Source organism: Salinicoccus roseus, assembly GCF_003814515.1.
GTDB classification, from domain to species: domain Bacteria; phylum Bacillota; class Bacilli; order Staphylococcales; family Salinicoccaceae; genus Salinicoccus; species Salinicoccus roseus.
Window position 1 is genome coordinate 191,047 of the sequence record NZ_RKQJ01000004.1, and the last position, 11,822, is coordinate 202,868.

The following is an 11,822-nucleotide window of genomic DNA, read 5'->3' on the forward strand; positions in this document are numbered from 1 at the left end:
ATGATTTGGCATCTCATCTGGATTCTTCTCCTTACAGCATGCCTCATCTCCGGCTTCCTCATCTATAGAAACCCCCGTTTCATCGGCAGCAGCCGCTCGACTGAAGAAAATATCAGCATCATCATCCCCGCCCGGAATGAAGCCCACAACCTCCCGGCGCTGCTCGACAGCATCCATATGCAGACGTATAAAAATTGGGAAGTCATCATCGCAGACGATGGATCTACGGATGGCACACGCAGAGTAGGCGAAGCATCCGGTGCAACAGTGATCGATGTGCCGGAGGATGAATGGCGGGGCAAGAGTCATGCCTGCCACCATGCGGCCAGCCATGCCCGATATGGGATCCTCATCTTCATGGATGCGGATACTGCATTTACCGATGCCGATTCACTTGCCCGCATCAGAAGGCAATACCAGCTGCAGGAGGATAGGGGGGTCCTGTCGATACAGCCGTTCCATCAGACGGTACGGTTCTACGAAACGTTTTCGGCAATCTTCAATATCGTCACCATCACAGGAATGAACATCTTCTCGGCTTTTGGTGAAAGGATGCAGACCAGTACGGTGTTTGGCCCCTTCCTCATGACAAACAGAAGAGACTACGCGTTCACTGGCGGCCATATGAATGCAAAGGAAACACTGATAGAGGGCATGGGCATCTACAGGGGGTACCATGATGTGGATCTGCCGATCACCCTCTACATGGGGCACGGCGTATTGCAGTTCAGAATGTACCCGGAAGGGCTGCACTCCGTGGTCAAAGGGTGGCAGAAGCATATTGCCTCGGGCGCCGAAAATACCGAAGCTTCAGTTATGGCTCTGATCATGCTGTGGCTCAGTGGAACAATCATTGCGCCTATCTATCTGGTGACTACAGCCATATGGCATATCGAGACCCTCCTCCTGCCTTCTGCATTCTATATATTCTATGCACTGCAGTTCATGTGGATGGCAAGAAAGGTGATACGCCTCCCATGGTACAGCCACATTCTCTATCCCTTGTATTCACTCTTCTTTTTCCATGTATATGCACGGTCTTTCATACAGACTCGTATAACGAAGAAAGTGGAGTGGAAGGACCGGAAGATCGATTTGAAAAAGCGGAAATGATATTCCCCGGGAAATAATAAATGGAGAGTCCTAGGACTCTCCATTTTTCTTCTTCTCTTTAAAACTATGCGCTCCCTTAAGAATGCCGATGACACCTTCAGTACTGTAGTTCAGATCTTCGGTGATCGTTTTGAAGCTGACATTTTTGTTTCCGTCTATATGATAGAGGACGACATCATCATCCGTAATGGAATCCGATTCGGAAGCATCTACTTCAGTAATTTCATGATCGTCTATGAACAGGTTGAACCAGTAGTATGTGTAGTTTTCGTCAAATAGTATATGGTGCTTGATCTCAGGTTCAACACGACGTCTCTTCTTGTCACTGTCGATCGGGTATGGGAACATCTTTACATTCTTGAGCCCGAATTCCTGTGACATTTCATTGAAGGCCAGGTGGTTGAAAGTATATGACCGCGTTGTCAGCAGGCACTGATTATATGGTGTCAGGTCTGTCTGTATGCGCTCATCTTCAGAGAGCAGGTTACCATCAAACGTCTCCAACCCGCGTTCCTTTGCCCGTTTTGGATTGGAATTGAGAAGATCCGATATGAGTACAGGAATCTCATGATCCTGCAGATGTTCTGCGAGTTCAAGAGAAAATCTGTTTTCCCCGATGATGATGACGCCTGGAGCTTCTGTACTTGAAAGTTTGAGGAATTTGCTCAACGGTTTGAAGCTGAAGCCATAGATGACCACTGTTACAAAGACGAATCCAAATGTCACCGGCACAATATGATCTGCCATCTCGACCTCCTGGGCGATGAAAAGTCCCGCAAAGAACTCCGCCACTGCCAGGGCAACGATGCCCCTCGGCGCTACAAGAGAAACGAATGCACGCTCCTTGAAGGCAATCCCTGAGTTTATTGTCGATAGAAGGATGTATGCCGGGCGTATTATGAGGATCATGACAATACAGAAGATGACCAGCTGCCAGCTGATGACTTCATTGAGCACTTCCCTGGTCAATGACGAAGTGATCAGTATGAAGACTGTGGAAACCAGTATGAGTGTCATCTCATCAATGAAATGATCCGATTCCTTGTAGATCAGACTATGATTTTTGAGTCTTGCCATCACAAGCCCGAATATCGTGACAGCGAGCAGTCCGGATTCATGAAGCACTGCATCACTGAGGCTGAAGATGAGCAGTATGAAGACGAATTGGACCGGGGCCATCAGGTTCTGTGGGACGAAATCCCATTTTATCAGCCATCTGAAAAGATAGGATGCACCAAAGCCAAGGACGAAGGCCACCGCAAATCCGAGGATATACTCCATGAAATATCCCAGCCCGAATCCTTGATCTATCATCTGGAAAACATAAAAAGCAAAAAGGGCGAATAATGGACCCACAGGGTCTAGAATGATGCTTTCCCATTTCAATATGGAGTTTACGGAGTTCTTCACCTTCGCTTGCTTGAGCAATGGCTGGATGACAGTCGGTCCTGTCACAATGAACAGTCCACCGAGTACAAATGAAATGGATAATGGCAAGTCCAATATGAAGTACATGGCCAGTGCGCCCATCACCCAGGCCAGAACAGCACCAATGGTGATGATCCTCGCAATCGCCTTGGAAACACCAGGAAGCTCCCGGTAATCCAGGTTGCTGCTGCCTTCAAACAAGATGATGGCAACCGCGAGCGATACGATTGTACTGAAGAGTTCGCTGCCCATCATCTGCTCCGGATTGACCAGCTGGAATATTGGACCGACGAGCAGTCCTGCGATGGACATGACCACAATCGCCGGCCATTTGATCATTGCCGCCACCCACTGGCTCAGTATGCCGAGACCGATGAACAATACGATCAGCAGCATTAATGGCACTTCTATATTCATTGCACTCACCCTTTCTCCTGTTGAGCAAAATATCATCTAATGTAAAAGTACAGCAAAAGCGTAAAAAAAGACAGATACAAAGCCTGTAGAGGATTTTGTATCTGTTCTTTACCCTATTATTTCTATTTTACAATCATAACAGGAATATTCGCACGTTTTGCCACTTTGTGGCTGACGCTTCCAAGCACCATCTCCTGGAGACTGTTCAGTCCTCTTGTGCCAAGTAGGACTACATCGTAATCCCCGGAGTTTGCGACTTTCACTACTGCTTCCTTCGGTTCTCCATGTTCGAATGCCGTCTCATAATTGATGCCGTTTTCTTCGAAAAAGTTTGTTATATCCGAAATTTTCTCCAGACGCTCACGCTCCAGGCTCTTGCTGTTGGAGCCGTGCAGCACATCAGATTTGGAATCCGAATATCCGATTACATTCAAGATCGTGACTGTTGCCCCTTCATTGTAGAACTTCCTGATTTCCTGTGCTGCCCTGAAGCTGTTCTCGGAGCCATCTGCAGCGAGTAATATTGATTTGTACATCATTGACCCTCCCTATACCAGTTCTTCTTTATTAATCATACTGAGTTCGTTGATGATTTTACGGCTGTCCTTATTCAAGTTTCTAATGTATACCTGATTATCCTTCCGCCTCATTTTGGTGATCATCGTATCGATCGCATCGACACCAGAGTCATCCCAGATATGTGCATTTGTAAAATCGAGTTCAATCATCCTGTGCTCATCATCGAGATCGATCTGGTTCATCATCGTGTCTACAGAGGCGAAGAAGACCTGACCATCGATGCGGTAGTTCACTTCATTCCCCGACTCAGTCTTCTCCACTTCAACATTGGAAATCTTCGTCGCAAAGAAGAGGGCACTGAGTATGACCCCGGCGACCACACCGATGGCCAGGTTGTGTGTCATCAGCACGATTGAAACGGTCACGACCATGACGACGACATCCGTCCTCGGGGCTCTCGTCATATACTTGAATGAACCCCAATCGAACGTTCCAATCGACACCATGACCATGATGCCTGCCAGAATCGGCATCGGCACCTGAACGACGAGGTCGCCAAGGACGATGATGAGGAAGATCAGCACCATCCCCGCAGTAAAGGTGGACAAACGTGTCGTTGCACCAGACCTTACGTTGATGATGGACTGGCCGATCATTGCACATCCTCCCATGCCGCCGAAGAAGCCGGCGATGATGTTGGATATGCCCTGACCACGGGATTCACGGTTCTTGCTGCTGTAGGAGTCTGTGGCATCATCGACGATCTTCGCGGTAAGCAGACTTTCCACCAGACCAACGATTGCCATTGAAATCGAGAATGGCAGGATGATCCGGAGTGTTTCCAATGTGTACGGAACATCTGGAATGATGAAACTTGGGAGTGAACGCTCGATGGCCCCAAGGTCTCCTACAGTCCTGACATCGGCACCCATGTACAGATATAGCGCCGTCAGCACGACAATGGCGATGAGTGGTGCCGGTACCGCTGTAAAGAAACGCGGGACAACATAGACGATGAGCAGTGTCACGCCTACATAGAGGTAAGTGGAAATTGAAATCCCAAAGATGTGTTCGATCTGTGACATGAAGATCATGATGGCCAGTGCATTGACGAAGCCGAGCATCACCGATTTCGGTATGAACTTCATCAGTTTTCCAATCTTAAGTATTCCGAGGATCAACTGGATCAGGCCCATGAGCAAAGTTGCCGCCAACAGATACTCGACCCCGTATTCTCTGACGAGGGGAGTAACCAGCAGGGCGATTGCACCTGTTGCAGCAGATATCATGGCTGGGCGGCCACCCAGGATCGAGATGGATACTGCGATGATGAATGAAGCATACAGTCCGACCATCGGATCGACCCCGGCAATGATCGAGAAGGCGATCGCTTCAGGAATGAGGGCAAGCGCCACTACAATACCGGCCAGAATATTCGTTTTTGGATCAGTGAGCCATTCTTTCTTAAAAGTCTCTATCATTTTTTACGCTCCTATTTTATAATCATAGAGCCTATTATAATCACTGCAGTTTCAAATGTATACCCCTTTTTGAAATTATGAGTGATATAGTTGAAATCTAGGAGTGTGTAATATGAACTATGGATATGCACGGCCAGTGGAACTCATCGACTCCATGGACGCGCAGGAGCAGAAGCTGGCAGAACATGCCGACCAACTGTACCTAGAAGACCACAATAATAATAAAAAACGGACACAGCTCGATGCTCTGCTGTCGTCAATGAAGGCCGGAGACACCCTTTATGTGACAGATCTTTTCATATTGGCGGATTCCACAAAACAGCTTGTCGACCTGGTCAATGAAGCGGTGGATAAAAAGGCCAGTATCATTATACTGAACAAGAACCTCACCATCGATACGAAAACGCCACTCACTTTCAGCACATCGCTCAATCTCATTTCCGAATTCCAGAGTGACATCGTCAAGTTCAGAACCCGTCTCGGTATGAGTGAAGCCTCATCCAAAGGCAAGCAGCTCGGCCGCCCGAAACGCAGCGATGAAAACATCAAAAAAGCGATAGAGATGTACATGTCAAAAGAATATACGCTTGATGAAATCAAAAAAGAGACGAATATCAGCCGGGCGACACTCTACCGCCACCTCGACCTGTAGTGGAAGAATAGAAGACGGACACATTGTCCGTCTTCTATTCTTTTTTTATATGCCCCTGAATCACTGCACTCTTCCCCTGATGCATCCTTCCTTCATTGCGAAGGACAATCGCTTCCTTGAGTGACAGGACCTCCACACCGTGCTTTTCAAGCTCCTGCTTCAGATCTCCCACATCATAAAGCATATGGATGTCCTTTGGCCCACCTGTCTGGAACTCTATCTGCCTCTTTGAATACAGTTCAAAAACGATGTCTCCACCCGGCTTTACCGTCTGTACCATGTTTCTGATCATTTCCTCTTTTCCGTCCGTTGGAACGTGCCCGAATACATTGATGCTGATATCATACTCACCGCGTGGAAGTGCATAAGGTTCCGTAATATCCACAAGACTTGTGCCAACAGCCACTCCCGCCTCCTGTGCCAATCTCCGGGTTTTATCTAGACCCACCCGTGAGTAGTCATAGGCAGTGACATCATATCCAAGTTTCGCCATATATACACCATTACGTCCCTCACCTTCGGCGAGCATGGCAACTTTTCCGTGACCTCTTCTATCAAACACCGACTTTACCCATTCATTCGCTTCCTTCCCATAGATGTATTCCGCATCGTCGAACTTCTCATCCCAATGATTCATATGCGTTCTTCCCCTCTCTTTTTCTGTTCCCTCGTCAATCCTTATCGGCCCCGAGCCCTTCATAATAATTGAAAGCAGTATAGACCAAAAGGGAAGGGGGAATCAATATCTTTGAATACATATCCCCGGACCTCTAGAATATTAACCGTGAAAGTATTTCAATTGGAGGAATATCAATATGAAGAATGAACAGATTGTTCTCGCTAAACGGCCGGAAGGTGTACCCGGTGATGATGTATTCAGGTTCGAAGATATCGATGTGAGGGAGCCATCCAATGGGGAAGTACTGATCAAACCATTGTATATATCCGTCGACCCTTATATGCGGGGGCGCATGTCCGATGCCAAGTCGTATGTTGCCCCCTTCGAGCTCGACCAGCCCCTTCATGGGCATGTGGTCGGTAAAATAATGGAATCGAAGAATGATGCATTCACAGAAGGGGACCACGTCGTCGGCATACTGCCATGGCAACGTTATATCACCGTTACAACAGACAATATATCAAAGATCCAGAACTCTGATGTGCCGCTCCACCTCTACTTGAGTACACTCGGCATGACCGGCCAGACAGCCTATCATGGCCTGTTGAAAATCGGTCAGCCTAAAGAGGGGGAGACGGTCGTTGTTTCCGCCGCTTCCGGTGCTGTTGGTTCAGTTGTTGGACAGATTGCCAAAATAAAAGGTGCAAGGGTCGTCGGCATTGCCGGCGGAGAAGAGAAGGTCACCTATCTGACTGAAACACTCGGTTTCGATGCCGGAGTTGATTATAAGGCGGATGATTTTGCTGGGGCATTTGAAGCTGCAGTACCTGATGGGGTTGACGTCTACTTTGAGAATGTGGGGGGAGAAGTTTCAGATGTCGTGCTCCAGCATCTGAACACATTCGCACGTGTGCCGGTATGTGGTACCATTTCCAGTTACAACAACAGGGAAGATGATATCGGACCGCGCATCCAATCGATCCTCGTCAAGACGCAGGCGTTGATGCAGGGCTTCATCGTCGGCAATTACGCAGATGACTTCGAGTCTGCAGGCAGACAGCTTGCCGAGTGGGTACAGGAAGGCAGGATTCATACAGAAGTAACTGTGGAAGAAGGATTCGAGAATATTCCAGGTGCTTTCAGGAATCTCTTCGAAGGCAGGAATCTGGGTAAACAGGTTGTAAAAATAGAAGAATAGACAAGAAGACGCACCTTCGGTGCGTCTTCTGTTGTTTTACATATAATCAATCACTGTCCCACTTTCCAAAGAGCGGGGGACATCGATGACCCTTTGATTGAGCGACCCGCGAAAAGGGATGTTCGGCCGGTAGAGCCGGTCTACGAAAGGGCCGTCGACCAGTACATCCACCTCTTTAAGTATCAGATGCCGTCTGGTGTCATTCACCAGATATTCGAACATGAAACCGCTCCATACCCAGATGGACTTCGTCCTCGCGAAACGGGCACGGAACCGGCTGATGATTTCAGTCGCAAGTGCCATATTGCAGAAGGGCTCGCCGCCCAGGATGCTGAGCCCTTCGATATAGTCCGCTTCGCAGTATGAAAGGATGTCTTCAATGGCGCCGTCCGTACACAGTTCTCCATACGTGAACTTCTGGGCGTGCAGATTATAGCATCCGGGGCATTTAAAGGGGCAGCCTGAAAGGTAAATGCTGCATCGCACCCCCTCACCATCGACGAAGCTGCGTGGTTCCACTTTGGCAATATGATATTGTCCTTCATAGATCTGCAAGGCCTGCATCATGAATCACTCATATGCTTGACGCGGGCCTTGATTTCCTTGTGCCGCCCCTCAATCGTCGGTCGGTTTACAGGATTGCCGAGATAGCCGCATGTGCGTTTGACGACATCCACGGTTTCAGGATCCTGGTTGCCGCAGTTCGGACATCTGAACCCATTTTCCGTCGTTTCGAAGTCACCGTCATAGTGGCATTCATAGCAGTGGTCAATCGGTGTATTGGTCCCGAGGTAACCCACTCTGTCGTAGGAATAATCCCATACCGCCTCCAGCGCTTTGAGATTATGTGTCATCTTCGGATACTCGCAGTAGTGGATGAAGCCGCCACTCGCAATTTCAGGGTAGTCCTTTTCGAAATCGATCTTTTCAAACGGAGTGATGTCCTTTCTGACATCATAGTGGAATGAGTTCTGATAATACCCCTTGTCCGTTATATGCTCGATATCACCGAATCTTTTCTGGTCCAGGCGGCAGAAGCGGTCGGTCAGCGACTCGCTGGGTGTGCCATACACGCTGAAGAATATGTCATAGTCGTCAGTCCAATCGAACTGATACTGCTTCATCTCCTTCAGGATATCCATAGTGAACGCCTTGGCCTTGGGATTCTTTTCCCAATCCGGACCATGGAATACCGTCGCCGCTTCGTAAAGGCCGATGTAGCCCATGGACAGCGTGCAGCGCTCCCTGGTGAACACATCCATCACATCTTCGCCGGGTTCAAGCCGGATACCGAAGGCGCCGCTCTTATAGAGGATCGGGGCGTTGTCGCTGACTACCGATTTGAGGCGTTCGACCCTGCTCAGAAGTGCATCATGCATCAGCCACATCTTCTCATGGAAAATCTCCCAGAAAGCTTTCTTGTCTCCCCCTGATTCGATTGCTATCCGCGGTACATTGAGCGTGACGACACCCAGGTTTGCGCGTCCACTGTTGATGAAGGCGCCGGACGCATCCTGCCAGCTCGGGAGGAATGAACGGCAGCCCATCGGTGCCTTGAAATCACCGAGCAGCTCCACAGTCCTGTCATAGTTCAGGATATCCGGATACATCCGTTTCGCAGAGCATTCCAGGGCCAGCTGTTTGATGTCGTAATTCGGATCCTCCGGAAAGAAGTTGACACCCTTCCGGATGGAGAAGACCAATTTCGGGAAGATCGCTGTGAACTTCTGATCACCGATGCCTTCGATACGCGTATTGAGTATCGCACGCTGGATATACCTGCTGTATTTGTCGGTACCAAGGCCGAAACCGATTGTGACGAAAGGCGTCTGCCCATTTGACGTGTAGAGGGTATTGATCTCATACTCAAGACTTTGTATGGCATCTTTTATGTCCTTCTTCACACGCGCTTCCACATATGCTTCAATCTTGTCCTCCTGCACGTATTCCTGCGCTACAGCACGATGATGCGCTTCGTTCTTCTGTGCATATGCGCTCAATACCTCATCAATGCGATCGACCGTACACCCCCCATATTGGCTGCTGGAAACATTCGCGATGATCTGCACAATCTGTGCTGTTGCCGTCTGTATCGATTTCGGGGAGACCACTTTCGCATTGCCCATCTGGAAACCCTTCGCGAGCATTCCACGGATATCGATCAGGCAGCAGTTTGTCATCGGCTGGAAGGGGTGATAGTCAAGGTCATGAAAATGTATATCGCCTTCAGCGTGTGCTTTTGCGACATGTTCCGGCAGCATCCGCTCCAGTGCAAATGATTTGGCCACAACTCCGGCGGTGAGGTCCCTGAACGTGTTGAACGTCCTGCTGTCCTTGTTTGCGTTCTCATGCACAATCGATGGATCGAATTCCAGCAGCTGTACAATATCTTTATCCAATGTATACATATGACCACTCCAAACGCTATATATTGTGCTTCAACTAGAAAACTAACACAATATATGGTTTGTTTAATTATTTGGAATGCATTGTCTAATTTCCGACAAAAAGATATGAATGATTATTGAAATATTAAAAATACGCCTTCCCATCTGGGAGGCGTATTCCTATCAGGAGAATATCCTGTCTATCTTCTCGATCTCCGACTGTGTCAGTTCGACTTCCGCAGCTTTGGCGTTTGACCTGATCTGTTCACCATTCTTGGCCCCCGGGATGAGGACATCGACAGAAGGCCGGGTCAAATAGAAGGCCAGGACGATATGGGCGACTTCTTCCCCTTTTTCAGCCGCAATTCCCTTGAGCTGATCGACTTTCTTCAAGTTTTCCCTGAACTGGTCTTCCTTATAGAAAGGCAGGTTCGCCCGGAGATCCTCGAACTTCGTATTCTCGTCATATTTGCCTGCGAGGAGCCCTGCAGCCAGCGGGAAGTACGGAATGAAGGTAATCTGATGCTCTGCCGTATATTTCAGCAGATCTTCCTCAGCGGAACGGTCGAGCAGGTTGTACTGGCCCTGATAGACATCCACATGACCGTCCTTATCAGCTTCCTTCAGCTGTTCAAAGGAGAAGTTGGATACACCGATGGCGCGGATCTTGCCCGCTTCCTTCAATTCCGCAAGGGCCTGGATTGCTTCATCCTTTGGCGTCTCCTCATCCGGATAATGGATATAGAAGAGATCGATATAGTCCGTCTGCAGACGCTCTAGTGCTTCATTCACCGCCTGCTTGAGGAACTCGGGAGAATTGTCGAGGATCGTATTGCCATCTTCATCCACCCGATGGGCGGCCTTTGTCGCAACCACGACATCTCCGCGCCTGTATTCCTTCAATACCTCGCCAATCAGCTCCTCGGAACGTTTCGGCCCATACATATAGGCTGTATCAATCAGATTGACACCGGCATCGATGGCATCCCTCACCACATGGCGGCCTTTCTCTTCATCGAGGTTCTTATACAGGTTGTGCCCACCGACTGCATTGGCACCAAGCGCAATCGGGTACACTTTGATTCCGGACTTTCCAAGTTCAACATGCTGTGTCATTTTCAAAAACTCCTTTTCATGAGGCTTCACTCCAATCATAGTCATCGGGTATGTCTTATTCAAATCTAGTGCTCAAAAAAAGCCGGCACACTGGGCGCCGGCTTTCGGAATCATATTATGCTGTTACGGGTGTCAGTCCCTTGAAGTCCACAAGCCGGTAGGCCGCCTCGACATCTGCATCACTTGGAGGGTCTACATCATTCAATTCATAGGGCACACCGAGTGCCTGCCATTTGTGGACACCGAGTTGATGATAGGGGAGGATTTCGAACTTCTCGACATTATCCAGTGAATTGATGAATCTGCCGAGGTTGACGAGATCCTCCGCATCATCCGTCAGACCTGGAACGAGGACATGCCTGATCCAGACAGGCTGATGATGCGCCGCCAGCATTTCTGCAAATTTGAGTATATGAGTATTCGGCCGCTTCGTCAGGCGGATATGCTTTTCATTGTCTATATGCTTCAAGTCGAGGAGGATGAGGTCCGTGTATTTGAGGAGCTCCTCCATGCCTTCCATGAAAGTTTCCGAATCATTTGCGCATCCCGCAGAAGTATCGATGCATGTATGGATGCCTTCAGCCTTCAGCAACTTGAACAGTTCGGTCAGGAAAGGCAGCTGGAGAAGCGGTTCCCCGCCACTTACGGTAACGCCCCCGCCTGAAGCTTTGAAGTAGGGGATATAGGGTCTGATCTCTTCAACCATCTCTTCTGCCGTCACCACTCTTGCGGCGCCCCGTGTCTTCCAAGTATCGGGATTGTGGCAGAACAGGCACCTGAGCACACAGCCCTGTGTAAACAATACGTAGCGCAGACCAGGTCCGTCGAGCGTGCCGAGACTTTCTACAGAATGAAGATTCCCTTTAATCATAATAAACCCCTGCCTCTTTTA

General features: G+C 48.9%; 11 protein-coding genes. 3 read left to right on the forward strand and 8 right to left on the reverse strand.

Translation table 11 applies throughout. From position 1 onward, the window contains the following. Complete coding sequence (locus EDC33_RS11995) at positions 1 to 1,113, forward strand: glycosyltransferase family 2 protein (protein WP_124011351.1); 1,113 nt, start codon at positions 1 to 3, stop codon at positions 1,111 to 1,113. Positions 1,114 to 1,143: 30 nt separating this feature from the next. On the opposite strand, the gene EDC33_RS12000 is transcribed toward EDC33_RS11995, so the two are convergent. The 3 genes from EDC33_RS12000 to EDC33_RS12010 form a co-directional block, all read right to left on the reverse strand. Further along, on the reverse strand, positions 1,144 to 2,958 hold the full coding sequence (locus EDC33_RS12000; RefSeq protein WP_124011352.1) for a cation:proton antiporter: 1,815 nt from the start codon (positions 2,956 to 2,958) through the stop codon (positions 1,144 to 1,146). A gap of 122 nt (positions 2,959 to 3,080) precedes the next feature. Beyond that, positions 3,081 to 3,494 (reverse strand): universal stress protein, encoded by a 414-nt coding sequence (locus EDC33_RS12005; RefSeq protein ID WP_094907137.1) that lies wholly within the window; start codon positions 3,492 to 3,494, stop codon positions 3,081 to 3,083. A gap of 12 nt (positions 3,495 to 3,506) precedes the next feature. Beyond that, entirely contained in the window at positions 3,507 to 4,958 is a 1,452-nt protein-coding gene (locus tag EDC33_RS12010; RefSeq protein ID WP_124011353.1) for a SulP family inorganic anion transporter, read from the reverse strand. A gap of 112 nt (positions 4,959 to 5,070) precedes the next feature. On the opposite strand from EDC33_RS12010, the gene EDC33_RS12015 reads away from it, so the two are divergent. Next, positions 5,071 to 5,610, forward strand: a complete 540-nt coding sequence (locus EDC33_RS12015) for a recombinase family protein (protein ID WP_124011354.1) — start codon at positions 5,071 to 5,073, stop codon at positions 5,608 to 5,610. 34 nt (positions 5,611 to 5,644) lie between these two features. Here the strand turns inward: EDC33_RS12015 and EDC33_RS12020 are convergent, their stop codons facing one another. After that, positions 5,645 to 6,247 carry a class I SAM-dependent methyltransferase gene (locus tag EDC33_RS12020; RefSeq protein ID WP_124011355.1) on the reverse strand — a complete coding sequence of 201 codons (603 nt, stop codon included), beginning with the start codon at positions 6,245 to 6,247 and terminating at the stop codon, positions 5,645 to 5,647. A 178-nt stretch (positions 6,248 to 6,425) separates the two neighbouring features. Between EDC33_RS12020 and EDC33_RS12025 the strand changes: the two genes are divergently transcribed. After that, complete coding sequence (locus EDC33_RS12025) at positions 6,426 to 7,427, forward strand: NADP-dependent oxidoreductase (RefSeq protein ID WP_124011356.1); 1,002 nt, start codon at positions 6,426 to 6,428, stop codon at positions 7,425 to 7,427. A 36-nt stretch (positions 7,428 to 7,463) separates the two neighbouring features. On the opposite strand, the gene nrdG is transcribed toward EDC33_RS12025, so the two are convergent. The 4 genes from nrdG to pflA form a co-directional block, all read right to left on the reverse strand. After that, the gene (gene nrdG, locus EDC33_RS12030; RefSeq protein WP_124011430.1) at positions 7,464 to 7,991 is read right to left on the reverse strand and encodes an anaerobic ribonucleoside-triphosphate reductase activating protein; all 528 of its coding nucleotides are present in this window, start codon (positions 7,989 to 7,991) and stop codon (positions 7,464 to 7,466) included. Continuing rightward, positions 7,991 to 9,835, reverse strand: a complete 1,845-nt coding sequence (nrdD, locus tag EDC33_RS12035) for an anaerobic ribonucleoside-triphosphate reductase (RefSeq protein ID WP_124011357.1) — start codon at positions 9,833 to 9,835, stop codon at positions 7,991 to 7,993. Before nrdD ends, nrdG begins: the two co-directional genes overlap by 1 nt. 162 nt (positions 9,836 to 9,997) lie before the next feature. After that, entirely contained in the window at positions 9,998 to 10,930 is a 933-nt protein-coding gene (locus tag EDC33_RS12040) for an aldo/keto reductase (RefSeq protein WP_124011358.1), read from the reverse strand. A gap of 115 nt (positions 10,931 to 11,045) precedes the next feature. Beyond that, positions 11,046 to 11,801 (reverse strand): pyruvate formate-lyase-activating protein, encoded by a 756-nt coding sequence (gene pflA, locus EDC33_RS12045; RefSeq protein ID WP_124011359.1) that lies wholly within the window; start codon positions 11,799 to 11,801, stop codon positions 11,046 to 11,048. Positions 11,802 to 11,822: the final 21 nt, after the last annotated feature.

Excerpts from the sequence above, each read along its gene's own strand:
- nrdD (WP_124011357.1), bottom strand. The coding sequence starts at position 9,835 with ATGTATACATTGGATAAAGATATTGTACAGCTGCTGGAATTCGATCCA.
- pflA (WP_124011359.1), bottom strand. The coding sequence starts at position 11,801 with ATGATTAAAGGGAATCTTCATTCTGTAGAAAGTCTCGGCACGCTCGAC.
- EDC33_RS12040 (WP_124011358.1), bottom strand. The coding sequence starts at position 10,930 with ATGACACAGCATGTTGAACTTGGAAAGTCCGGAATCAAAGTGTACCCG.
- EDC33_RS12000 (WP_124011352.1), bottom strand. The coding sequence starts at position 2,958 with ATGAATATAGAAGTGCCATTAATGCTGCTGATCGTATTGTTCATCGGT.
- EDC33_RS12005 (WP_094907137.1), bottom strand. The coding sequence starts at position 3,494 with ATGTACAAATCAATATTACTCGCTGCAGATGGCTCCGAGAACAGCTTC.
- EDC33_RS12015 (WP_124011354.1), top strand. The coding sequence starts at position 5,071 with ATGAACTATGGATATGCACGGCCAGTGGAACTCATCGACTCCATGGAC.
- nrdG (WP_124011430.1), bottom strand. The coding sequence starts at position 7,991 with ATGCAGGCCTTGCAGATCTATGAAGGACAATATCATATTGCCAAAGTG.
- EDC33_RS11995 (WP_124011351.1), top strand. The coding sequence starts at position 1 with ATGATTTGGCATCTCATCTGGATTCTTCTCCTTACAGCATGCCTCATC.
- EDC33_RS12025 (WP_124011356.1), top strand. The coding sequence starts at position 6,426 with ATGAAGAATGAACAGATTGTTCTCGCTAAACGGCCGGAAGGTGTACCC.
- EDC33_RS12010 (WP_124011353.1), bottom strand. The coding sequence starts at position 4,958 with ATGATAGAGACTTTTAAGAAAGAATGGCTCACTGATCCAAAAACGAAT.
- EDC33_RS12020 (WP_124011355.1), bottom strand. The coding sequence starts at position 6,247 with ATGAATCATTGGGATGAGAAGTTCGACGATGCGGAATACATCTATGGG.